The organism is Streptomyces sp. NBC_00425, assembly GCF_036030735.1.
In the GTDB taxonomy this organism is placed as follows: Bacteria; Actinomycetota; Actinomycetes; order Streptomycetales; family Streptomycetaceae; genus Streptomyces.
The window spans coordinates 1,462,969-1,485,241 of sequence record NZ_CP107928.1; the positions used below are offsets into that span (position 1 = coordinate 1,462,969).

18 protein-coding genes and 4 pseudogenes are annotated in these 22,273 nt (G+C 71.3%); 12 read left to right on the top strand and 10 right to left on the bottom strand.

The window, feature by feature from the left end; translation table 11 throughout:
* Nucleotides 1-288 precede the first annotated feature (288 nt).
* On the top strand, nt 289-1,314 hold the full coding sequence (locus tag OHS82_RS06365; RefSeq protein ID WP_063894342.1) for a 6-phosphofructokinase: 1,026 nt from the start codon (nt 289-291) through the stop codon (nt 1,312-1,314).
* Between the two features lie 292 nt (nt 1,315-1,606).
* Nucleotides 1,607-2,308, top strand: coding sequence for a CBS domain-containing protein (locus OHS82_RS06370; protein ID WP_057584800.1), 702 nt, complete (start codon nt 1,607-1,609; stop codon nt 2,306-2,308).
* A gap of 10 nt (nt 2,309-2,318) precedes the next feature.
* On the opposite strand, the pseudogene OHS82_RS06375 reads toward OHS82_RS06370, so the two are convergent.
* Nucleotides 2,319-3,053, bottom strand: a pseudogene (locus tag OHS82_RS06375) (universal stress protein); the annotation flags it as partial.
* Nucleotides 3,054-3,423: 370 nt separating this feature from the next.
* Here OHS82_RS06375 and OHS82_RS06380 point away from each other — a divergent pair.
* Together OHS82_RS06380 and OHS82_RS06385 are read left to right on the top strand one after the other, a co-directional pair.
* Nucleotides 3,424-3,732 carry an SHOCT domain-containing protein gene (locus tag OHS82_RS06380; RefSeq protein ID WP_370444246.1) on the top strand — a complete coding sequence of 103 codons (309 nt, stop codon included), beginning with the start codon at nt 3,424-3,426 and terminating at the stop codon, nt 3,730-3,732.
* Between the two features lie 181 nt (nt 3,733-3,913).
* Nucleotides 3,914-4,915, top strand: a complete 1,002-nt coding sequence (locus tag OHS82_RS06385; protein WP_057584802.1) for an Acg family FMN-binding oxidoreductase — start codon at nt 3,914-3,916, stop codon at nt 4,913-4,915.
* A 256-nt stretch (nt 4,916-5,171) separates the two neighbouring features.
* On the opposite strand, the pseudogene OHS82_RS43445 reads toward OHS82_RS06385, so the two are convergent.
* The 3 genes and pseudogenes from OHS82_RS43445 to OHS82_RS06395 form a co-directional block, all read right to left on the bottom strand.
* Nucleotides 5,172-5,465 (bottom strand): annotated as a pseudogene (locus OHS82_RS43445) (universal stress protein); the annotation flags it as partial.
* Between the two features lie 469 nt (nt 5,466-5,934).
* The gene (locus OHS82_RS06390) at nt 5,935-7,455 is read right to left on the bottom strand and encodes a bifunctional aminoglycoside phosphotransferase/ATP-binding protein (protein WP_242433466.1); all 1,521 of its coding nucleotides are present in this window, start codon (nt 7,453-7,455) and stop codon (nt 5,935-5,937) included.
* 118 nt (nt 7,456-7,573) lie between these two features.
* Nucleotides 7,574-7,738, bottom strand: a pseudogene (locus OHS82_RS06395) (universal stress protein); the annotation flags it as partial.
* A 267-nt stretch (nt 7,739-8,005) separates the two neighbouring features.
* On the opposite strand from OHS82_RS06395, the gene OHS82_RS06400 reads away from it, so the two are divergent.
* The 3 genes and pseudogenes from OHS82_RS06400 (at nt 8,006) to OHS82_RS06410 (ending at nt 10,791) form a co-directional block, all read left to right on the top strand.
* Nucleotides 8,006-8,608, top strand: coding sequence for an Rv1733c family protein (locus OHS82_RS06400; protein ID WP_057584805.1), 603 nt, complete (start codon nt 8,006-8,008; stop codon nt 8,606-8,608).
* Nucleotides 8,609-8,880: 272 nt separating this feature from the next.
* Nucleotides 8,881-9,054: pseudogene (locus OHS82_RS06405) on the top strand (pirin family protein); the annotation flags it as partial.
* A 372-nt stretch (nt 9,055-9,426) separates the two neighbouring features.
* Complete coding sequence (locus OHS82_RS06410) at nt 9,427-10,791, top strand: FAD-dependent oxidoreductase (protein ID WP_328433462.1); 1,365 nt, start codon at nt 9,427-9,429, stop codon at nt 10,789-10,791.
* A 57-nt stretch (nt 10,792-10,848) separates the two neighbouring features.
* Here the strand turns inward: OHS82_RS06410 and OHS82_RS06415 are convergent, their stop codons facing one another.
* Nucleotides 10,849-11,358, bottom strand: a complete 510-nt coding sequence (locus OHS82_RS06415) for a haloacid dehalogenase (RefSeq protein ID WP_157876253.1) — start codon at nt 11,356-11,358, stop codon at nt 10,849-10,851.
* A 484-nt stretch (nt 11,359-11,842) separates the two neighbouring features.
* On the opposite strand from OHS82_RS06415, the gene OHS82_RS06420 reads away from it, so the two are divergent.
* The 3 genes from OHS82_RS06420 (at nt 11,843) to metK (ending at nt 14,145) form a co-directional block, all read left to right on the top strand.
* On the top strand, nt 11,843-12,187 hold the full coding sequence (locus OHS82_RS06420) for a DoxX family protein (RefSeq protein ID WP_057574875.1): 345 nt from the start codon (nt 11,843-11,845) through the stop codon (nt 12,185-12,187).
* A 44-nt stretch (nt 12,188-12,231) separates the two neighbouring features.
* The gene (locus tag OHS82_RS06425) at nt 12,232-12,840 is read left to right on the top strand and encodes a nucleosidase (protein WP_242432948.1); all 609 of its coding nucleotides are present in this window, start codon (nt 12,232-12,234) and stop codon (nt 12,838-12,840) included.
* 81 nt (nt 12,841-12,921) lie between these two features.
* Nucleotides 12,922-14,145, top strand: coding sequence for a methionine adenosyltransferase (metK, locus tag OHS82_RS06430; RefSeq protein WP_328433463.1), 1,224 nt, complete (start codon nt 12,922-12,924; stop codon nt 14,143-14,145).
* Between the two features lie 154 nt (nt 14,146-14,299).
* Here the strand turns inward: metK and OHS82_RS06435 are convergent, their stop codons facing one another.
* Entirely contained in the window at nt 14,300-15,664 is a 1,365-nt protein-coding gene (locus OHS82_RS06435; RefSeq protein ID WP_328433464.1) for an acyltransferase, read from the bottom strand.
* 255 nt (nt 15,665-15,919) lie between these two features.
* On the opposite strand from OHS82_RS06435, the gene rfbH reads away from it, so the two are divergent.
* Entirely contained in the window at nt 15,920-17,221 is a 1,302-nt protein-coding gene (gene rfbH / locus OHS82_RS06440) for a lipopolysaccharide biosynthesis protein RfbH (protein WP_057583479.1), read from the top strand.
* Between the two features lie 80 nt (nt 17,222-17,301).
* Here rfbH and OHS82_RS06445 read toward each other — a convergent pair whose 3' ends face one another.
* Together OHS82_RS06445 and OHS82_RS06450 are read right to left on the bottom strand one after the other, a co-directional pair.
* The gene (locus tag OHS82_RS06445; RefSeq protein WP_328433465.1) at nt 17,302-18,525 is read right to left on the bottom strand and encodes a macrolide family glycosyltransferase; all 1,224 of its coding nucleotides are present in this window, start codon (nt 18,523-18,525) and stop codon (nt 17,302-17,304) included.
* A 50-nt stretch (nt 18,526-18,575) separates the two neighbouring features.
* Entirely contained in the window at nt 18,576-19,184 is a 609-nt protein-coding gene (locus OHS82_RS06450) for a dTDP-4-dehydrorhamnose 3,5-epimerase family protein (protein WP_328433466.1), read from the bottom strand.
* Nucleotides 19,185-19,371: 187 nt separating this feature from the next.
* Between OHS82_RS06450 and OHS82_RS06455 the strand changes: the two genes are divergently transcribed.
* A complete protein-coding gene (locus OHS82_RS06455) occupies nt 19,372-20,382 on the top strand; it encodes an NAD-dependent epimerase/dehydratase family protein (RefSeq protein WP_328433467.1) in 1,011 nt (336 codons plus the stop codon).
* A 21-nt stretch (nt 20,383-20,403) separates the two neighbouring features.
* Here OHS82_RS06455 and OHS82_RS06460 read toward each other — a convergent pair whose 3' ends face one another.
* Together OHS82_RS06460 and rfbB are read right to left on the bottom strand one after the other, a co-directional pair.
* Nucleotides 20,404-21,195 (bottom strand): AfsR/SARP family transcriptional regulator, encoded by a 792-nt coding sequence (locus OHS82_RS06460; protein ID WP_063894337.1) that lies wholly within the window; start codon nt 21,193-21,195, stop codon nt 20,404-20,406.
* Entirely contained in the window at nt 21,189-22,193 is a 1,005-nt protein-coding gene (gene rfbB / locus OHS82_RS06465; protein WP_057583502.1) for a dTDP-glucose 4,6-dehydratase, read from the bottom strand. Before rfbB ends, OHS82_RS06460 begins: the two co-directional genes overlap by 7 nt.
* Between the last annotated feature and the right edge of the window lie 80 nt (nt 22,194-22,273).

Consider the following 22,273-nt stretch of genomic DNA (forward strand, 5'->3'; position numbering starts at 1 on the left):
CCGGCCGACGAGTACCGCCACGCGATGCCCGGGCAGTGGTTGCGCGGGGCGCGCCCCGGTGGCCGACCGCTCTCGAATGCGAGGCATGCTTCCGGTCCGCCGGCGCGGAGGCCGACGGGGAAGATGCCCGCACCGCGCTGCGTGTCCTCGCCGGAGGAGCCGGGTCGAGTGGCCACTGCGGACCGAACGGGAGGAGGCTGGAAACAGGCGATCGCGGTTCCAGGCAGACACTCCCGGTCGCGGCGAAGGCCGCGAGTGCGCAGGCGTCCAGCGGATGGGAGAAAGCCCATGAGGGTCGGAGTACTGACCGGCGGCGGTGACTGCCCCGGCCTGAACGCCGTGATCCGCAGTGTCGTCCGCAAAGGCGTCGACGCGTACGGCTTCGACTTCGTCGGGTTTCGGGACGGCTGGCTCGGCCTGCTCCGGGATGTCGTCCTGCCGCTGGACGTCGCCAGGGTGCGGGGGATCCTCCCCCGCGGCGGCACCATCCTCGGCTCCTCACGCACCAACCCGTTCACCCACGAGGACGGGCTGCGTCGCATGCAGGACACCCTTGCCGCGCACGACGTCGACGCGCTCGTCGTGATCGGCGGCGAGGACACCCTCGGCGTGGCCACCGAACTGAGCCGTCACGGGGTCCCCCTGGTCGGCGTGCCGAAGACCATCGACAACGACGTCTGCGGCACCGACTACACCTTCGGCTTCGACACCGCGGTCGGTATCGCGACCGAGGCCATCGACCGGCTCCACACCACCGCCGAGTCCCACATGCGCGCCCTGGTGGTGGAGGTCATGGGTCGCCACTCCGGGTGGATCGCCCTGCACGCCGGCGTCGCGGGCGGCGGCAACGTGATCCTCATCCCGGAACGGCCCTTCGACATCGATCAGGTATGTGAGCAGGTGCAGAACAGATTCAAGATCAACTATGCGCCGATCGTCGTGGTGGCCGAGGGAGCCGCCCCGAAGGAGGGGCAGGTGGTCCTCAAAGACCAGTCGCGGGACGAGTTCGACCACGTGCGGCTGTCCGGCGTCGGCGAGTGGCTGGCCCGCGAGATCTCGGAACGCACTGGCAAGGACGCCCGCACCACAGTTCTCGGGCATGTTCAGCGCGGCGGCACCCCCAGCGCCTTCGACCGCTGGCTGGCCACACGCTTCGGGCTGCACGCCATCGACGCGGTCAAGGACGGCGACTTCGGCGTCATGGTCGCCCTGCAGGGCACCCGGATCGTCCGCGTCCCCCTCGCCGAGGCCACGGCGAAGAACAAACTCGTCGATCCGTCGCTGTACGACGAGTTCGAGGTCTTCTTCGGCTGACAGACCCGCCGCCGACGACGGCACGGGGCGAGGATCAGCGAGAGATCCTGCAGCCGTGCACCTGGCGCGAGGGTGCACCGATGTCATGTCGCTCCGGCTGCGGGAGCAGCCTTGGGCACGTCGCGCAGAGCGGCTCAGCTCGTTGTCGGCCGCAGTACCGCCCCTCAGGCGTCCCAGTCGCCGTCCGGCCCCGCCGGATCGGCGCCGGTGGAGGCCGTTCGGCACATGCGCGTCCCGCGCGCCGGGCGGAGAGTGGAAGGAGGAGAGCACGCGAAATGAGGAGACGGAAGCCATGTGGCACAGGATGGTGAGCGACCTCATGACCACTTCGGTCGTCCGGGTGAACCGGGACACCGGCTTCAAGGAGATCGCCAAGCAGCTTGCCGAGTACGGCATCACCGCCGTACCCGTCGTCGACGACGGCGAGCGCGTCGTGGGCGTGGTCTCCGAGGCGGACCTGCTGCGCAAGGAGGCCGCACACCTGGATCCCGCGGGCCTGTTGCCGGTCCTGCACGCGAAGCCCGCTTCCCGCGCGAAGGCGGAGGCGACGACCGCCGAGGGGCTGATGAACAGCCCCGCCGTGACCGCGAGGCCGCAGTGGACGGCGGTGGAGGCCGCGCAGGTCATGGAGCGCCACCACGTCAAACGGCTGCCGGTGGTCGACGAAGGCGGCAGGCTGGTCGGTGTGATCAGCAGGGCCGACCTGCTGCGGGTCTTCCTGCGGGGAGACAGCGCCATCCGGGAGGAGATCTGCGGGGAGATCCTTCTGCGCACCCTCGGCATCATGCCCGACGCGATCACGGTGCGCGTCGTGGACGGCCGTGTCTCCCTGAAGGGCACCGTCGAGCGCAAGTCCCTCATCCCCGTCGCCATTCGCCTGTGCCAGGGCGTGGACGGAGTCGTCGACGTCTCCGCGGAGCTGCTCCACCGGATCGACGACACCGTCGAGGAACTCGTGTCCGACGCGTCACGCCGCGCCGGACTGGCCCCCTGAGCACCGAAGCGGAGATGAGTCGTCGCGCTCCGACGACGAGCACATCCGCTCGGGACGCTTGGTCCAGGAGCGCGCGCCGTGCCGACCCCTCGACCACCTCGCTGCTCACCGCGACCTCCGGGTACCGCGCCGCGGGACCGGCCAGCTTGTCGGAGAGCATCTCCCCCGGTGGCCGCTGCCCGGCCTGGAGCGCGTACCCGGACAGGCCGGGCGGCCCGGGGTTCCCGACCGGAACGGACCACGCATGCACCGCGACCAGTCGGCAGTGCCGCACCTGAGCCTCACGGAAGGCGAACTGCAGGGCCGTGTCGCTCCCCTCTCCGTCCTCGACACCGACGACAACGCTGCCGAATCGGCCATGACGGTGCTCCGCCGCACCGCGCACGACGATCACCGGGCAGTCGGCGTGGGCGGCCACGGCAAGGCTGACCGAGCCGAGGAGCAGCCCGGCGAGATCGCCGAGGCCCCTGGAGCCGAGGACGAGCGCCAAGGCGTTGCGCCCCTTCCCGACCAGAGCCGCTGCCGCCTCCTCGTGCACCACCTCGTCGGACAGCCGCACAGCCGATGCGCCTCGCCTCGCCCGCTCCGACGCGACGGCGATCAGGTCGGACACCGCATGCTCCGGCACGGCCGCGTGCACGAGATGGAGGGGCACCTCGTGCAGTGCCGACTCTTCAGCGGCCCAGTCCACCGCCTCAAGGCTCGCCTCGGATCCGTCGATGCCGACCACCAGGGGAAGCGTCACCGCCGCCACCTCCGTCTTCGGGGACTGGGCGACCCGGCGGGCGTCGCCCGGCCCAAGGACCGGCGCGGACGCTCACCCATCTTCCAGCTTGGTACGAGACGACGGCGGTCGCCACGGCAACAGGCCCCACGGGGATGTCACCCAGGTGGACGGGGCCCCTTCGGGCGTCGGGTGTGCGAGGGGCCCACCCGCCTGGTGATCGGCGTCGACCTGGGTCCTCCTGCCCTGTCCTGCCCCTCTTGTCCACGGTCCCACGAAGTCAGGGACCAACGCCTCACCAGGACTGGCCCTTACGGCCCAAGGCCGGCGATCGGAATGGGATGAGAGTGAGAGCGGCACACCAGGACAACGCGCCTACGACCCGCGCCTGGTGTCCGCGAGGAAGTGGGTGACGATGATGTTCTGGTACGGCCATGACCCCGGTGGATGGGGCTGGTTCGCCATGTCGGTCGGCATGGTCGTCTTCTGGGCTCTCCTCATCGCCATCGCTGTCCTGCTGTCCCGGGCCCTGTCCCAGCCGTCCGGTTCCAAGGCGTCGACCGGCCCGGAGCAGCCCGGGGCCGCCGCCGAGCAGTTCCTGGCGGAGCGGTTCGCCCGCGGACAGATCGACGAGGACGAGTACCTCCGTCGGCCGACCGTCCTACGTGACGGTGGCAACGCTCCGTCGGGCACAAAATGATCGGGAAGTCGGCGCCGTCCCCGGTTCGGGTCGGGCGTCCCTCGTCCGCCAGTCGAGGTTCCCTGTCGGGCCTGCGGTCCGACAGGTGTCGCCGCACGTGCCCGGGGCGGCCGTGGGACAGTGGAGGAGACGGCAATCGCCCTTGCGTGAGGATCGGTGGCCTCGAAGGGAGGCGGGTGCGGTGTCCGTGAGCGCACTCGGGACGACGACCGTGACGGCGTTGGTCGAAGACGCCGCCGCGGCTCCGTCCATGCACAACGCACAGCCGTGGAGATTCCGGTTCCTGCGCGACGACAGCGCGATCCAGGTGTACTCGGATCTCGATCGCGCCATGCCGCAGGCCGACCCCACCACTCGCGGCCTGCACCTGGGGTGCGCCGCCGCCCTGTTCAACCTGCGGGTCGCCATTGCCCACGCCGGCTGGGCGGCGAGCACCCGGTTGCTGCCCGACCCGGCGGAACCTCGACTGCTCGCGGTGGTCCGCCTGACCGGACCGGCGCTCACGGGAGACGGCGTCGAGGAGGATCTCGCCCCGCTGTATCCGGCGATCCGTCACCGCCACACCAGCCGCGAGCCGTTCACCGACGAGGCGATACCCCAGGCCGTCAAGGACGCCCTGAGCGCCGCCGCGCTGCTGGAGGGGGTGCGGCTCATCTTCCCCGATGTATGGCATGTGCAGATGCTGCTGAACCTGGTGCACGACGCGGAGGGGCGCGATGCCACGGACGCCTCGGCATCCGAAGAGCTGAGGCGCTGGACCCGCATCGGCCCGGAGAGTGCGGGCGCGGCGAGCGACGGGGTGCCCGAGTACGCCTTCGGGCCGCGCAAGCTCTACGGCAGGGCGCCCGTGCGCGACTTCGCCGGCAGGAGCCTCGTTCCGGGCCGGGAGGCCGCCGCGTTCGAGAACGCTCCCCAGCTCGCCCTGCTGGGCACCGTGAACGACAGGCCCAGGGACTGGCTCCTGGCAGGCCAGGCCATGGAACGCGTCCTGCTCCAGGCCACCCTCGACGGCCTGGCCACGTCCCTCACCTCGCAGGCCCTCGAATGGCCGGAGCTTCGGTGGAGCGTGCGCGACCCGCAGTCGGCCATGGGGTTCGTCCAGATGGTGCTCCGGCTCGGATACGGACCCGCGGGCCCCGGCACACCGCGCCGCCCCGTGGCCGAGGTACTCGACGTCGTCTGAGCCCCCGTCCCGGCGCCCCGGGGCGCCCCTCCGTGCAGCGGGGCGGCCCCGCCGTGCAGCGGCCACAGGTACGCCGACCCACTCGTCCTGCCCCGGTGCGGTCCGACTCCGCCCCCCCGGGGGGGGCGACGCCTTCGCCGCCCTCAGCAGCTCGCGCGTGATGGGGGCCGCCCCATGGCGTCCCCGCCGGGCGGTCCCACTGCGACACAGGTCGCAGTGGGACCGTCAACGGGGTTCGCTGCTCGGGGATCACCGCCACGGAACAGTCGGCCTGCCGCAGGGCCGCTCGGCTGACCGTGGCAGGCAGGGCGGCGTTCCATCCGGCCCGGGGTCGCGTGCCGATCACGACGAGTTGGGCCGACGTGCTCGCCTCGACGACGGCTCGACGCGTCCCGCCCCGGACTCGACGGCGGTACACAGCGACGTCCGGGTAAAGCTCCCGCAGCGCGGCCAGCGGGTCGTGGGCCCGGCCCTCGGGTCGTCCGTCCCGCGCCGCGAACCCCTTCAGCACCACCACGTCCGTTGCGAGCTGAGAGGGGGGAGCCGTCATGAGCGGCCCCGTACTGGTGGGAGTGGACGGCTCGGCGACGAGGTCTCAGGACAGGAGCGGCCCCGGTTCCCGGCGTGATGCCGGGTGTCCCCGGGCTGTCCCGGCCGCCCTTGAGGCCGGCAGCCCTGTCCCGCTCCCTGTCCCCACGGTGCCGTCGCGCAGCACCGGCCGACAGGGGCCGGGAGGTCCCTGCGGCACACCGTCCGGCCCTGCCGGACAGCCTGCGGTCGGCAGGACCGAGGTGAATCGGGAACGCGGGCGATCGTCGCACCCACGGCCAGGTACCGCTGCGGACCGATGAGGCGCCTCATGACCGGGCCTGTCACGGTCGGACGGTGGCGGCCGCGACGGTCCGCCGGAGAGCTGCCAGACGGTGGTGGCCGGCCGAAGAGGCCACCTCCGGGGGCGGCGGCGCTCCGGTCGGGGCATCCCTGCGACGAGGGATGCCGCAGCGCCTTCGTCGTTCCCGTCAGTCCGGCTCCATGTAGGGGCGTCGGAAGACCGGGGCCTGGCCCGTACCCCACGGGCGTACGGCTGCCAGCGCCCTGACGACCACGGACTCCAGCGGGCCACCGGTGTCGACGGCGACCGCCTCGGGCCACGCGGCTTCCCGGGCCGCCATGGCGGCGGCGATGTCGAGGTCGGCGTCGGAGGGACCGGACCCACGCGTGCGCAGACGGGACGCCGACACGTCCTCGGAAACGTGGCAGCGCAGGGCCACCAGATCGGCGCTGGTGCGTTCGGCTACGTGCCGTGCGGCCTCGCGCTGTGCCGGGTCCGACCAGGTGGCGTCGAGGACCACCGACTCACCGGCGGACAGCAGCGCGGTCGCCCGGTCGAGGAGTGCGGCGTAGGTTCTGGCTGTCCACTCCGCCGTGTACAGGCCCTCGCCGTAGGCGTCCGCCGCGGACTCCTCCGCGGAAATGCCCGCAAGTTCCTTTCTGACGCGGTCGCTGCTGAGCAGGGTGACCCCCAACCGGTCGGCCAGCGCACCGGAAAGGGTGGACTTGCCACTGCCCGGAAGCCCGCCGACGACGGTCAAACCTACGGCGGAGGTGCGCAGGTGGCGCAGCGCCACCGAGGCCAGCCGCCCCGACGCGACCCGCGCGCCCGGCGCACCCTGCTGAGCCTGGATCAGGGAGACCTTGGCGCGGACGAACGCGCGGTAGGCGACGTAGTGGTGCCACAGCGACGCGGGGGCGGGGTCGCCGGAGTATTCGCTGTACTGCCCGAGGAAGTAGGCGGCGGCCTCCGGTACTCCCAGCTGTTCCAGGTCCATGGCGAGGAAGGCGGCGTCGTCCAGGCCGTCGACGTGGCGCAGCCGGTCGTCGAACTCCAGGCAGTCCAGGACACGGGGACCGTCGTCGAGGCAGAAGATGTCCTCCGCGAGGAGGTCTCCATGGCCGTCGACCACCCGCCCCTGCTCGATCCGGGATGCGAACAACCGATCGCGGCCGGTGAGATAGCGACGCACCAGTCGTTCCGTCTCGGCCAGTCCCGCGGGCACGGAGCCGTCGTCGGCCGACGCGTGAACCTGCGCGAAGCCGGCCTCCCACCGCGACGCCAGAGCATCTCGCGTGCCCTGCGCGTCCACCTTCGGGCTCCGGGGCGCTTCCGCGTGCCACGCGGCGAGGTGCCGGGCGAGAGAACGGAGGACGTCGTCCAGGACCGCCCCTTCTCGGACCAGTCGCGAGAGACGCCGGTCCGCCGGCATGCGCCGCATCACCACGAGGGGTTCGGGCGCCTCGGCTTCCGGGCCGCTGAATTCGCCCAAGCCCAGATACACGTCGGGGGCGAAGCGGCGATTGAGAGCGACCTCGCGCTCGCACGCGACCCTGCGCGCCGCCCGCGTGGTGTAGTCCAGAAACCCCAGTTCCACCGGCTTTTTGGCCTTGTAGGCGCGATCGCCGACGAAGAACACGACCGCGGTGTGGGTCTCGCACACCTCCGCGCGGGGCAGCCGTCGCTCCTGGTGCCCGGACTCAGTCATGTGGGAAGAAGGCGACGGGGCAGCGCCCGTGGTGGATGGCGGCGTGGGCAACCGGTTCGAGATGGGGTGTCCCACTGTGCCGGGGGGCTCGTCGGCCCACGACCAGCAGCCGGCGTTCCTGGTCGACCTCGGAAGCGGCGTGCGCGGGCTCCGGCAACAGCATGGGCCACGCATGCAGCAGACGCAGCGTGAGCCTGCGCTTGTCGGCCTCGTCGGCAGCCCACCGAGCGGCGGCGAGACTTTCGGTTGAGCCATCGAGGCCCACAGTGACGACCGGTTGCATGGCGGCGGCCTCCGTCCCGTGACGACGCGGGATGCGACGGTGGATGAGGGTGTACGAGCCCGACGGCGAACCCGGTACGGAAGCCGCCGACGTGCCGGACAGGCTGCTTCCCCTCCTTCGAGAATCACTCCATCCCCTCTCCGCCGCATGTGGAACCGGGCCGGATACCGAGCCGCAGGGACCTTCGGCCCCATGCACCGGGCCCCTCGTCGTTCGACCGTGAGAGGAGTGGCGGGGGACGGCCGGCGAATGGCTGGAGGCCGACTCATGGACGTACACGGTTCGCCGTACCCATCCGGTCCGCCGTCGAGGCGTGGCGGCGACACGCCCGGGGGCGCGAATCCTCTGAGACGCCCGTCCGACAAGTTCGAACACTGGTTCCGCCGGGTTCTCTTGATCGTTCTCGTCGTCGGACTGCCGACGGCCGCGATCAGTGCGGGCCTCGCGGCGTACGAGGCGTCGATGCGCACCGTACGTGTCCAGGCCGCAGAACGTCATCAGGTCACCGCCTGGCTGACATCGGCCGTCAGGGGCGGCGACTGGGCGAAGCGGCCTGCGCAGGTCCGCTGGACCGACGCCGACGGTACAACGCGGACCGGAGCTGCCATGGTGAAGCCGGGAACGGCCAAGGGGACATCCGTGCGGGTGTGGGTCGACCGGAGGGGAAACGTCGCCACCGCACCGACGACCACGCTCAATGCGACGGCCAGCGGCTGGCTGATCGGCGGACTGACGGCGTTCGGCGTGGCCACCGGATCCTATGCGGCCCGGGACGGAATGTGCCGGGTCCTGGACCGGAGAAGGTACGCGCAGTGGGACGCCGAGTGGGACCTGGTCGAACCCTCGTGGTCCGCCCGATTCCGCCGGTGAGAGCAGCCGCATGGGGCCACCGCACGGCCCCGTGCCGCGGCCCGTCGCGCGCACGGCGATGTCGTCACTTCAAGGAGTGCGAGCATCCGCAGCAGCGGTCGTCGAAGTGTCGCCCCCGTACACGATCCGGTACAGGTCGGCGGCGGGGAACGACCCCATCCCACGAACCGACGAACCCTGTGCCAGCGCCCGACCAGCTCCTCGCGACCGATGCTGACGCCTTGCTGACCGGGCTCGGTCCCGAAGGTCGATGACCTGCGGAAACGGGGAGGGAGTTCGATATGTGGTGGAACTTCGTCGGCCGCACCCACGCCGAGATCGTGCAGGCTCGCGAGGACTGGATGAAGGGCACCCGTTTCGGCGAGGCGACGGGCTACGACGGAGGTCCGCTGCCCGCCCCGGAGCTGCCGCCGGTGCCGCTGAAACCACGCGGAAGAGTGCGCTGACCTGGGAAGAGGCCTCCTTCCCGCCCATGAACCCCGCCAGAAGCCGAGTCGTCCGCCGACTCCCGCACGTCACAGTCGTACTGGGGAAAACGCTGGATGAGCTTCGACGGCCTTCGAGCCCGCTGTTCTCGGCAGCGGGCCGCTCGGCGAGAGCGGCGTCAGGAGTTCTCGTGCCGGAAAGGGTCACGACCGTCGGGGCGGGCGCACTTCGCCGACCAGGTGCTCGACGCGGGCACGGACGGGACCGAGGCAGGGAAGTAGGCGCGGAGCACTAGGGATTGCCTTAGGCCTTCGGGCGCCCGGGCCTGCTGGGACTGACGCATTTTAGGCTTCCCCCGAGTCGATCTGTCGCCGCTCGAAGGGAACCTGATCATGCCCCGCCCCCTGCGGGTAGCCATTGTCGGAGCCGGCCCCGCCGGGATCTACGCCGCCGACGCGCTGCTCAAGTCCGCCGTGGCCACCGACCCGGGTGTCTCCATCGACCTCTTCGAACGCATGCCGGCCCCCTTCGGCCTGATCCGCTACGGCGTCGCCCCCGACCACCCCCGCATCAAGGGCATCGTCACCGCCCTGCACCAGGTCCTCGACAAGCCCCAGATCCGCCTCTTCGGCAACGTCGACTACCCGAGCGACATCAGCCTGGACGACCTGCGCGCCTTCTACGACGGCGTCATCTTCTCCACCGGCGCCACGGCCGACCGGGAGATGTCGATACCGGGCATCGACCTCGACGGCTCCCACGGCGCCGCGGACTTCGTCTCCTGGTACGACGGCCACCCGGACGTACCGCGCACCTGGCCGCTGGAGGCCGAGAAGATCGCGGTCCTCGGCGTCGGCAACGTCGCCCTCGACGTCGCCCGCGTGCTCGCCAAGACGGCGGACGAGCTACTGCCCACGGAGATCCCGGCCAACGTCCACGACGGCCTCAAGGCCAACAAGGCACGCGAGATCCACGTCTTCGGCCGGCGCGGGCCCGCACAGGCCAAGTTCTCGCCGATGGAACTGCGCGAACTCGACCACTCCCCCACCATCGAGGTCATCGTCGACCCCGAGGACATCGACTACGACGACGGCTCGATCGCGACGCGACGCGGCAACAAGCAGGCCGACATGGTCGCCAAGACGCTGGAGAACTGGGCGATACGCGACGTGGGCGACCGCCCCCACAAACTGTTCCTGCACTTCTTCGAGTCACCGACCGAGATCCTCGGCGAGGACGGCCACGTCGTCGGCCTGCGCACCGAGCGCACCGCCCTCGACGGCACCGGCAACGTCAAGGGCACCGGCCAGTTCAAGGACTGGGACGTCCAGGCCGTCTACCGCGCCGTCGGCTACCTCTCCGAGAAGCTGCCGAAGCTGCCCTGGGACCTCGACTCCGGCACCGTCCCGGACGAGGGCGGCCGGGTCATCGAGGAATCCGGCGCACACCTGCAGTCCACCTACGTCACCGGCTGGATCCGACGCGGCCCGGTCGGCCTCATCGGCCACACCAAGGGCGACGCCAACGAGACCGTGTCCAACCTCCTCGACGACCACGCGAACGGCCGCCTGCACACCCCCGACACACCCGAGCCGGAAGCCGTCGACGCGCTCCTCGCCGAGCGCGAGGTCCGCTACACCACCTGGGAGGGCTGGCACCGACTCGACGCCGCCGAGAAAGCCCTCGGCGAGCCACAGGGCCGCGAACGCGTGAAGATCGTCGAACGCGAGGACATGCTGCGGGAGAGCGGCGCCTAGAGACACCGTCCCACCGCTTCGCCGGTCGACCGCAGTCGCCTTCGCCGTCGCCGTCGCTCAGACCCTGCTGGCGGTCAGACCTTGCAACGCGGGTATCACGGCGCGGAGGTCGTCTCCTTCGACGGAGGCGGTCGCGAGTGCGCTCACCTCCGACGGGGCGTTGAAGGCGATGGCGAGGCCGACCGAGCCGAAGAGCGGGCCGTCGGTCGGGCAGGCGCCCACGGCCGCGCAGCCGTGCGGCGCGACCCCGAGATCGTCGGCACGACGCTCGACGAACTCGGCCTGGCTCGCGGGCGTGTACGGGCAGCCGGCCTGGCCCGTGAACCTGCCGTTCCTCGCGTCCAGGCAGCGTCCCGAGTACGAGTGGAAACCGAACCGCTCGGCGAGGTGCGCGCCGATCGGGGTCCAGGTGAGGCTGGAGATGATCGGCACCAGGCCGCTGTTCCAGCACCACTGCGTGGTCTCCGCGATTCCGGGGATCAGGGGCAGCCCCGCGAGCTGGGTGTGCAGTGCGTTCTCCGGGATGCCCGCCCAGCGCGCAGCGTCGGTCGCATGGGTTTCATGCACGCTCGAGGCCCCGCTCAGTCCGAGGCGCTCCTCGACAAGGCGGGACAGGCTGCTTCCCCTGACCAGGATGCAGTCCACTGAGAAAAACACGGCGGCTACGGCAGACATGAGTCTCACTGGAGTATGCCACCGTGAGCGGTCTCACAGGAGGCACACCCGCGATCAATCCTTCCGGTCTCGGCTCGGGCATACGATCTGGTGCTGACTTCGTCCTCGGATGCCCGAATATCGCCGTCGTATGCGGCGGGTGGGCAGGGCCGGCCGTCACCGGCGAACGACGGCACGTGGTCCTCGTCACGTGCCCGGCCGCTCTCGTCGAACCGTCGTCCGACAACCGTCCCGAGGACCCGAACTACCCCGCCGGCAGCCCGTGTACCCGCAGAACGCGGAATTCAGCACTAGGGATCTCCTGGGCCGATCGCGGCCACCATGGGGACGGCCGTCGCTGCACGGTCCCTCGCCACCTCGTCCACCGGAGACCGTGTTGAACTACGCGTCCTTCATCATCGTCCCGTCGCTGGTCCTCCTGGTCTCGGCGCTGGGCAAGCTGCGGCGACAGGCATCCGTGGTCGCCGCGATGCGCGCGGTGGACGTGCCCGACCCGTGGCTGCCCCGGCTGGCGTCGGTGGAGCTGGCCGGGGCCTCGGGACTGCTTCTCGGGCTGGTCTACCGGCCGGTGGGGATCGCCGCCGGCGCAGGCGTGTTCCTGTACTTCTGCGGAGCTGTGGTCTTCCATCTCAGGGCGAAGGACCGCAAGGGGCTCATCGCGCCGAGCGCACTCGCCGTGACGGCGCTGCTGGCCACACCGCTGGCCGTCCGGAACACCTGACACCGGCCCCACCTCGACCCGCGCCCCTCCCGAACAGGATTCCCGTGCTGCTCCCCGCCCTGCCCGAAGCCGCCTTCACGGCTCGCCTCCGAGGCCGCATACGTCCCGACCTTCCGTTGATCGTGACGGCGGCCGAGGCGGAGGCGGCGCACTTCGACGACACCCTTCCCGTCCTGATCACCGGCATGGGGAAGGTGCGGGCCACCGTGGAGCTCGCGTGGGCCCTGTCGTCGGCACGCCCACGGGAGATCGTCAACCTCGGTACGGCCGGGTCCCTCGGCGGCTCGCTGAGCGGTGTCGTCGAGGTGTCCCGGGTCATTCAGCACGACCTTGCGGACGATGTCCTCCACCGGCTCAGCGGGGTCCACTACGGCCGTCCGCTGACCGTACGGCCCGAACCCGGGCCCACCCTGGCCACCGGCGACTCCTTCGTCGCCGACGGCCGCACCCGCGCGCTGCTGGCCGAGCGGGCCGACCTGGTCGACATGGAGGGCTACGCGATCGCCTCCGTGGCCGCGCGGTTCGGCCTGCCGGTGCGGATCGTGAAGTACGTCAGCGACCAGGCCGACGAGTCCGCCGAGCGGGCCTGGCCCGAGGCGGCCGCGGTGGCCTCCGGCGTCCTGGCCGACTGGATGCGCCGGCACCTGGTCTGAACCGCACCGGCAGGCGCGGGAACCCGAACCGTCCGTTCCGCGCGGTGTCCCGTCGGGGGGCCGCGGTACCCCAGGAGAATCATGCCCCGTCGCCTGTTCACTTCGGAGTCTGTGACCGAGGGTCACCCCGACAAGATCGCTGACCAGATCAGCGACACCGTTCTCGACGCCCTGCTGCGTGAGGACCCGGCCTCCCGGGTCGCCGTCGAGACCCTGATCACGACCGGTCTGGTGCATGTGGCCGGCGAGGTCACCACCAAGTCCTACGCGCCGATCCCCCAGCTGGTGCGCGACAAGATCCTCGAGATCGGCTACGACTCCTCCAAGAAGGGCTTCGACGGCGCCTCCTGCGGCGTCTCGGTGTCCATCGGGGCGCAGTCCGCGGACATCGCCCAGGGTGTCGACACGGCGTACGAGTCCCGGGTCGAGGGGTCCGCCGCAGGTGGGGAAGGGGACGAGCTGGACCGTCAGGGCGCCGGTGACCAGGGCCTGATGTTCGGTTACGCCTCCGACGAGACGCCGACGCTGATGCCGCTGCCGATCTTCCTGGCGCACCGGCTGTCGAAGCGTCTGTCGGACGTCCGCAAGAACGGGACCATCCCCTACCTGCGTCCCGACGGCAAGACCCAGGTCACCATCGAGTACGACGGGGACAAGGCGGTCCGTCTGGACACCGTCGTCGTCTCCTCGCAGCACGCGTCCGACATCGACCTGGACTCGCTGCTGGCGCCCGACATCCGCGAGTCCGTCGTGGAGCCGGAGCTGAAGGCGCTCCTGGACGAGGGCATCAAGCTGGACACCGAGAACTACCGGCTGCTGGTGAACCCGACCGGGCGTTTCGAGATCGGCGGTCCGATGGGCGACGCCGGCCTCACCGGCCGCAAGATCATCATCGACACCTACGGCGGCATGGCCCGGCACGGCGGCGGCGCGTTCTCGGGCAAGGACCCCTCCAAGGTCGACCGCTCGGCCGCGTACGCGATGCGCTGGGTGGCGAAGAACGTGGTGGCGGCCGGTCTGGCGGCCCGCTGCGAGGTCCAGGTCGCCTACGCGATCGGCAAGGCCGAGCCGGTGGGGCTGTTCGTCGAGACCTTCGGCACCGCCAAGGTCGACGTCGAGAAGATCGAGAAGGCCATCGACGACGTCTTCGACCTTCGTCCGGCCGCGATCATCCGCGATCTCGACCTGCTGCGCCCGATCTACGCCCAGACCGCCGCGTACGGCCACTTCGGCCGTGAGCTGCCCGACTTCACGTGGGAGCGCACGGACCGCGTGGACGCGCTGCGCCAGGCCGCGGGCCTGTGAGGCCGTAACTGGAGGGAAGGGCCTGCTGACGCCGTCGGAGCCGGTGTCGGCAGGCCCTTCGCCATGCGGACCCGGCTCCCCTCTCCCCCGGTGGGGCGGTTCAGAACGCGCACCGACTCGCCGCTCGGCTGCGCGAGTCGACCGGGAGCCGCGATCAGAGGCCGCCAGGACCGTCGGCGGCGCCGCGCAGACGTTCGGCCCACCGGGGGCTGCGCAGGGCGTCGGCGGCCTCACGGGGAACACTCAAGTGGACATCGCGGCTGTGGTCGTCGTCGGGGGTGGGCGTGACGAGTGCCGTCCAGGGGATGGGGCTTGCCGGGAACTCGAACCAGAACGGCCGTCCGGCGCCGAACTCCAGCGTGTACACCGGCAACCTGCCGGAGTCGTTCAGGGCGACCGTGCCGTCGAAGGCGTCCAGTGACATGCGGCTGAGGACCCGTGCCGAGCGCCCGGCCTGCCGCTGGGCCTCCAGGAAGGCGGCCTCCTGACGCACCCGGACGGGCGTGACGCGTTCCACGGCGGCGCGTACCGCGGCGACGGTGTGGGCGAGGGGCTCTTCGCGCAGCTCGCGGGCCGACAGCACGGCCGTGGTGTTGGACACCGCATTGCCCCCGTAGCCGTGCGGAAGGCGGTCCTTCAGCACGGCCCGCAGTCCGACCACGATCCCCAGCCGCTCCTCGGCCCCGGGGTCGCGGTCGCGGAGCGCGCCGAGGACCCGCCACAGGTGTGCCCCCAGCGCGACCGCGCTGGAGGCGGGAGGCAGGTCGCGGTCCTGTCCGGCGCGCGCGGCCGCGCGCAGGGCGAGGACCTCCGTGGCGGTCAGTCGGACGGTGACGGTGCGCACCTTCCACGCACGGGAGTTGACCCTCCAGATGAACCCGAACTTCTGCCGTCCGGTGACGACCTGGTACTGCGGGTCGTCCGGTGCGGGACGCGCCTCGCCGGCCAGGCCGTCCAGCAGCGCGCGGTCGTACGGCGCCGTGTGAGCGTCCTGTCCGGCGTGCGTACGCGACCAGTGGCGCAGGAAGTCGAGGTAGCCGCTGCCGTCGACGACGCTGTGGTTGACGGCGACGCCGAGCACGGAGCCGCCTCCTCGCATGTGGGTGACCTTGACCGTGAGCAGCGGTGTGTCGTGCCCGACGACGCGGAAGGCGTTGACGGAGTGGATGTACCGGCGCAGGTCCTGCTTGGCGGAGCGGTCCGGCCCGTAGTCCGGCATGACCTGGTCGGAGTGGGTGACGGCGAACATCGCCCCGGCGTCGTTGCACACCACGCTGAGGCCGCCGTCCGCGTCGCGCTCGAGGCGTCCCGTGAGCAGCGGATGGTGCGCCAGTGTGCGGCGCAGGGAGTCGGCCAGGGCGTCGGAGTCCAGGGTCTGCCGGTAGAAGAAGGTGCGGGGTGTGGCGAAGGTCCCGTTCAGCAGGTCGTGGACGCCGAGCCGGACGCGCTCGCCGGACGCCCCTCCCGCGCGCAGGACGACGATCTGCCCGGGCTTGCCCGGTGGGCGGCCGTACTTCATGAGTGCGTCTCCAGGGAGGGGCGAAAGGCCCACGCGGGCTTGGCACTTCACCGTGCCGGGTCCCTGACGATGAAATCCCTAGACCTGATGCTTTTGGTGGATCCCTAGATTCGTGCGGCGTGCCTGGCCCGCGGGTGGGCGCGCGTGCTGGTCTGGGGTTCCCCCGATCGAACGATACGGGCGTGGGGACTCGCTTCGACTGCGAGCCGGCGAGTACGTCTCGTCCCCACCGGCACATACAGGAGGCCATCAGCCGTGGGGAACGACAAGACCGAGATCCTCGACCTGGTACGGGACTACCACCGCTCCACCCTCTCATCGGGGTTCGTGCCGGGCATCACGCCGGTGCTGGCGTCCGGTGCGGTGCTCAGCGAGGACGACCGGGTGGCGCTGGTGGAAGCGGCACTCGACATGCGCATCGCGGCCGGTGTCAGCTCGCGCAGGCTGGAACGTGCACTGGCGAAGTACTTCGGGCTGCGCAAGGCGCATCTGACCAACTCCGGCTCGTCGGCCAATCTGCTGGCCCTGAGCAGCCTGACCTCGCCGCAGCTGGGCGAGGACCGGCTGAAGCGCGGCGACGAGGTGATCACAGTGGCCGCCGGGTTCCCCACGACGGTCAACCCGATCCTGCAGAACGGCATGGTGCCGGTCTTCGTCGACGTCGAGCTGGGCACCTACAACGCCTCACTGGAGCGGGTGGAGGCGGCCATCGGTCCGCGCACCCGCGCGATCATGATGGCCCATGCGCTGGGCAATCCCTTCCAGGTGCGCGAGATCGCCCAACTGGCCGAGGACCGTGGCCTGTTCCTCATCGAGGACAACTGCGACGCGCTGGGCAGCACCTACGAGGGACAGCTCACCGGAACCTTCGGCGACCTGGCGACCGAGAGCTTCTATCCCGCCCACCACATCACGATGGGCGAGGGCGGCTGCGTGCTGACGGACAACCTGGCCCTGGCGCGGATCGTGGAATCGATGCGCGACTGGGGCCGGGACTGCTGGTGCGAGCCGGGTGAGGACAACCGCTGCTTCAAGCGTTTCGAGCACCAGATGGGTTCGCTGCCGGAGGGCTACGACCACAAGTACATCTTCTCCCACGTGGGCTACAACCTGAAGTCGACGGACGTCTCCGCGGCGCTCGGGCTCCAGCAGCTCAGCCGCATCGACGAGTTCGGCAAGGCCAGACGCCACAACTGGGCCCGGCTGCGGGAGGGCCTGGACGGGCTGCCGCACCTGCTGCTCCCCGAAGCCACGCCGGGCAGCGACCCGAGCTGGTTCGGCTTCGCCATCACCGTGCAGCCGGGCACACCGTTCCAGCCCGGCGCCCTGATCGACCATCTGGAGTCCAGCATGGTCGCCACCCGCCGCTTCTTCGCGGGCAACCTGACCCGTCACCCGGCTTACGAGGGACAGGAGTTCCGGGTCAGCGGACCGCTCACCAACAGTGACATCACCACCGAGCGGACGTTCTGGATCGGCGTGTACCCGGGCCTGACCGACGAAATGATCGACCACAGCATCAACACGGTGATCGAGTACGTGACCCTGCCGCACTGACCCGCAGACACGTCCACGGGGTGGGTCCCGGCGCCGGAAGCCGCCGGGACCCACCCCGTTTCGCGTGCCGACCGGGTCGCTCAGCCGAGCGCGGGCGTCGCCGGAACCCGCTCCGCCCAGGTCTGCAGCAGGTCGGCGGCACGGGCGGCGCCGCCCGCCGTGCGGACGGCGTCCCGCATCGAGGCGAGGGCCGCGGGTCCGCCGGGGTCGGCGAGCAGCTCCTCCACCGTGCCGGCGAGACGCCCAGCGGTCAGACCGGTCCGGACCAGGGCCCGCCCGACCCCCAGCTCTTCCAGCCGCTGTGCGCTCAGCGCCAGTTCATGAGCGCGGGGAAGGGCCACCACGGGCGTGCCGTAGGACAGGGACTCCATGAGGCTGCCCATGCCCGCGTGGCACACGAACACGTCGGCGTGCGGCAGCACGGCGGGGTGCGGCAGCCAGGGGTGCGCCTCGACATGCGCCGGCAGCGACCCGAGGAGCGCGGGGTCGCTGTCGCGGCCGAGCGTCATGACGACATGCCACTCGGTCGGCGAGAACGCCTCGGCGCACAGACGGAAGAAGTCGCCTCGGTCCCCCGACTCCGTGCCCAGCGAGACCAGAGCGACGCGGCGCCCGTCGTCCGGCGGCGACCAGAGGCCGGGTTCGGGTTCGGCGAAGACGGGGCCCACGAAGGCGAACCGGTCGTCGAAGCCGTCCCCCTCGATCTGGAAGGCGCGCGGCAGGAAGACCAGGTTGCGGGTGTCCCACTCGGTGCCGTACCGGCCCATCTCGTCGAGTCCGATGCCGTGTTCGCCCATGAAACCGATCAGCACCCTGGCTCCCTCGGCCATCAGCGGATGCCCGGGGTCCCACATCTGGGCGCGCAGGGAGAAGGTCTCGTTGGCGGCGTGACTGGGGCAGACCTGGACCGGCACGGCTCCGAGGACACGCGCGGCCACACGGCCGGCGGCGACCGTCTCGAAGTCGTAGAGCACCACGTCGGGCGGATCGGCTGCCAGCGCCTCCAGTGCGGCGGGGAAGACGGTGCGCACGGTGTCGACGAGGAGGTCGTAGCCGTCCCGGGCGAGCCGGTCCGGGCTGGGGTCGGCGGCACGGTAGAAGTCGCCGCGCGCGGAGACGTAGGTGACGGCGCGGGCGCCGCAGTCCTCCACGACCGGTCCGAACCGCTCGTCGACGACATAGGTGACACGGTGGCCGCGGGCGAGGAGTTCACGGGCCACTCCCAGCGTGGGGGCGATGTGGCCGAAGTCGGCGAACAGCAGCAGGGCGTAGTGGCGGGCGGGCGTGGGGGCGCCGGGCGTCATCGGCTCTCCGAAGGGTGTCTGACGGCCCGGGGAAGGGCCGGGAAGGTGGTTCAGCGGGCATCCGCCCGGAGCGCCTCGTAGTACGCCAGGCAGTCCTCGTAACGGGCCAGGAGCCCGGTGTCCCGGGCCTCGGCCACGGAGATCGCCGCCGAGTCCTTCACCGACATCACGGGGGTCTCCGACAGGCTCCAGGGCAGGGCGAGATCGGGGTCGAAAGGGTCGACGTCCACTTGTGTCCCGGGCACGAACTCGGTGGAACACAGATACGACACACAGGTGTCGTCGGTGAGGGCGAGGAACCCGTGCATCAGCCCCTCGGCGACGAACAGCGTCTCGCCCGACTCGGCGGACAGCCAGTTCACCTCGTGCACCCCCCATGTGGGGGAGCCGACCCGCAGATCCACGACGATGTCGAGGACGGTGCCGCGCACCACGCACACCACCTTGGCCTGCCCCGGCGACAGCAGCGTGCCGTGCAGTCCGCGCAGGGTGCTGCGGCGCGACACGGAGTAGTTCACCTGAGCCACGGGCACCGGACGGCCGATCTCCTCGGCCAGCCGGTCGCACCGGAACGACTCGTAGAAACTGCCGCGTTCGTCACGGAACTGATGCGGCGTGATGTGGTAGGCGTCCGGCACGGCCATCTCTCGAACCTTCATGGTGGCTACACCGTAGGACGTCGGGATCGAGGACCGATCGAGAGCCGGCCACGAACGGCTCAGGTCGACGCGGCCTGGAGTGATCCTCGATCGACGGCTGCTTGAGTGGTGTCGTCAGACCCGCGACCGAGCGGGGCAGCGACGGCGACCGGGCGTGCAGCGCGCGGGCCCGGGAGGAGAGACGGCAATGCCGGAGGTCGGTGCGCTGGGACGCCCGGGCGGTGCGGACGAGAGGTCGGGCCGCGTGCTGCTCCTCGGGGCGACCGGATTCGTCGGCCGTCATGTGGGAACCGCCCTGGAGCGGGCCGGCTACGAGGTCCTCGCCGTCGCCCGTCACCCCCGCAAGACCCCGGCGTCCTGGCGCTTCCATCCCATGGATCTGGCCGACGCCGAGCCCCGGGCACTGGTCGAGCTGATCGACGAGGCGCACCCCGAGGCCGTGGTGAACGCCGCCGGAGAGGTGTGGTCGCCCACCGCCGACCGGATGCGCCACAGCAACCAGCTGCTCGTGGAGCGGCTCCTCGCGGCGCTGGCCGCCGCCGGCCCCCGGCCTCGGCTGGTACAGCTGGGCTCGGTGCACGAGTACAGCCCGCAGCCCCGAGGGGTGTGGCTCACGGAGTCCTCCCCGGAGGTGCCGGCCACCGGCTACGGGCAGTCGAAGCTGCACGGCACGCGTGCGGTGCTGCGGGCCGTCGGGACCGGCGCGGCGGACGCGGTGGTGCTGCGGCTGTCGAACGTCATCGGCGCCGGCACTCCGCGCGGGAGTCTGCTCGGGCAGGTGGCCACGCAACTGCTCGAGGGAACGGCCGAGGCGGCCGAGGGACGTACGGCCGAGGTGCGGGTGTCGCCGCTGCGCAGCAGCCGTGACTTCGTCGACGCGCAGGACGTGTCCCGGGCCGTCGTCGCGGCGCTGCGCTCCCCCGGCGCGGCCGGGCGCGTGGTGAACGTCGCGAGCGGAGCCTCGCAGCCCGTCCGGGACATGGTGGACCTGCTGATCTCCATCAGCGGCCGCCCGGCCCGGCTCGTGGAGCGTCCCGTCACGCAGTCGCGATCGCTGACGGACGCCGACTGGATGGCCGTGGACGTGTCGGCCGCGCGCACCGTCCTCGGATGGGAGCCGCGGCGCACGCCCCGCGACATGGTGGAGGACCTGTGGCGTGCCGCGGCGGAGCAGCGGGACGGGTCGGTCGGCCGTTGAGGAACGGACCGGGCGCCGGCGTCAGCCGGGCAGCAGGTCCAGATCGGCCGTGCTGACCCGATCGGTCAGCACGTGCTGGCGCAGACGCTGCAGGCCCGGTGAGGGATCCAGTCCCAGCTCGTCCCGCAGTTGCGTGCTCAGCCGCCGGTAGACGTCGAGGGCCTCGCTCCGCCTGCCGCACCGTTCCAGGGCGATGATGAGTGAGCCCTGGAACCACTCGTGCAGCGGGTGCGCGCAGGCCAGCTCCTTCAACTCGCCCACGAGGTCGCGGTGTCGGCCCAGGTGCAGGCCGGCGGTGATGCGCAGCTCCTCGGCCTGGAGGTGGAGCTCGGTCAGGCGCAGGGCGTGCCCGTGCAGCGCCGGTCCCGGCGCGACGTCCGCGAACGGCGGCCCCTCCCACAGCAGCAGGGCCTGGTCGAGCAGCACGACGGCGCCGGCCGGGTCGCCGTCGGCGAGTGCCGTCCGGGCCCGGCCGGTGAGCTGTGCGAACGCCTCCGCGTCACATGCGCCGGGCAGCACCCGCAGCAGGTATCCGTGGGCGTGGGTGACGAGCGGGCCGCTCTCGACCGGCCCGGGGTCCTCGCCGCCGTGCAGTGCCTTGCGCAACTGATAGGCGTACGTCTGCACGGTGGCGGTGGCGCTGCGCGGCGGGCGCCCCGCCCACAGCTCGGACGTCAGCGCGGTCAGCGGGACGACCGTGTCGTGCCGGGCCAGCAGTAGAGCCAGCACCTGGCGGACCTTCGGCGCCGTCGGTGTGACGTCCCGGCCGTCGGCCGAGACCCGCAGCGGACCGAGGGTGCGCCAGGTCAGCACGCCGCGGCCCCCGTCGCCGGGTCGGGGCGGACGGCCCGGCCCCATACCCCGGGGTTGTCCCGGTACCAGGCGACGGTTTCCGCGAGGCCTTCGGCGAAGTCCGTCTGCGGCTTGTAGCCGAGCTCGACATGGGCCTTGCGCCAGTCCACGGAGTAGCGGCGGTCGTGACCCTTGCGGTCGGTGACGTACTCCACCCTGTCCCAGTCCGCACCGCAGGCTTCGAGGAGGAGTCCGGTCAGACCGCGGTTGTCGAGTTCGGTGCCGCCGCCGATGTTGTAGACCTCACCGGCACGGCCCTGGGTGCGGACCAGCTCGACGGCACGGATGTGGTCGTCGACGTGCAGCCAGTCGCGCACGTTCAGACCGTCGCCGTAGAGCGGGACCGTCTTCCCCGCGAGCAGGCGGGTGACGAACAGGGGGATGATCTTCTCGGGGAACTGGTGGTGTCCGTAGTTGTTCGAGCACCGGGTCACCCGCACGTCCAGGCCGTGGGAACGGTGGTAGGCGAGGGCGATCAGGTCACTGGACGCCTTCGAGGCGGCGTAGGGCGAGTTGGGGTGCAGCGGCTGCTCCTCGGAGCAGGAGCCCGCAGCGATGGAGCCGTAGACCTCGTCGGTGGAGATGTGCACGAACCGGCCCACGCCGTGCCGCAGGGCGGCGTCCAGCAGGGTCTGGGTACCCAGGACGTTGGAGCGCACGAACTCGGTGGCGCTGGCCAGGGAGCGGTCGACGTGGGACTCGGCGGCGAAGTGCACCACCTGGTCGTGCTCGGCCGTCAGCCGGTCCACCAGGTCGTCGTCGCAGATGTCGCCGACGACGAGCCGGTAGCGGTCGGAGTCCGCCACCGGGTCGAGGTTGGCCAGGTTGGCCGCGTAGGTGAAGGCGTCGAGGACGGTGACGGTGACGTCGTCGGGGCCGAGGGGGCCGAGCAGGGTCCGGACGTAGTGGGAACCGATGAAACCGGCACCGCCGGTCACCAGGATGCGTGTCTGACTCATCTGGGTGCGGCGCGTCACCGGGAGTGCCGGGCGGGCGCCGTCCTCCTTCCTCGTGGGTGTGCGTGCGGTCGCGCGGACCT

What these genes read in the sequence shown, in the direction of transcription:
- OHS82_RS06450 (WP_328433466.1), bottom strand. Translation starts at nt 19,184, where the DNA reads ATGAAGGTTCGAGAGATGGCCGTGCCGGACGCCTACCACATCACGCCG.
- rfbB (WP_057583502.1), bottom strand. Translation starts at nt 22,193, where the DNA reads ATGAGTCAGACACGCATCCTGGTGACCGGCGGTGCCGGTTTCATCGGT.
- OHS82_RS06410 (WP_328433462.1), top strand. Translation starts at nt 9,427, where the DNA reads ATGCCCCGCCCCCTGCGGGTAGCCATTGTCGGAGCCGGCCCCGCCGGG.
- OHS82_RS06455 (WP_328433467.1), top strand. Translation starts at nt 19,372, where the DNA reads ATGCCGGAGGTCGGTGCGCTGGGACGCCCGGGCGGTGCGGACGAGAGG.
- OHS82_RS06390 (WP_242433466.1), bottom strand. Translation starts at nt 7,455, where the DNA reads ATGACTGAGTCCGGGCACCAGGAGCGACGGCTGCCCCGCGCGGAGGTG.
- metK (WP_328433463.1), top strand. Translation starts at nt 12,922, where the DNA reads ATGCCCCGTCGCCTGTTCACTTCGGAGTCTGTGACCGAGGGTCACCCC.
- OHS82_RS06445 (WP_328433465.1), bottom strand. Translation starts at nt 18,525, where the DNA reads ATGACGCCCGGCGCCCCCACGCCCGCCCGCCACTACGCCCTGCTGCTG.
- OHS82_RS06435 (WP_328433464.1), bottom strand. Translation starts at nt 15,664, where the DNA reads ATGAAGTACGGCCGCCCACCGGGCAAGCCCGGGCAGATCGTCGTCCTG.
- OHS82_RS06370 (WP_057584800.1), top strand. Translation starts at nt 1,607, where the DNA reads ATGTGGCACAGGATGGTGAGCGACCTCATGACCACTTCGGTCGTCCGG.
- OHS82_RS06400 (WP_057584805.1), top strand. Translation starts at nt 8,006, where the DNA reads ATGGACGTACACGGTTCGCCGTACCCATCCGGTCCGCCGTCGAGGCGT.
- OHS82_RS06365 (WP_063894342.1), top strand. Translation starts at nt 289, where the DNA reads ATGAGGGTCGGAGTACTGACCGGCGGCGGTGACTGCCCCGGCCTGAAC.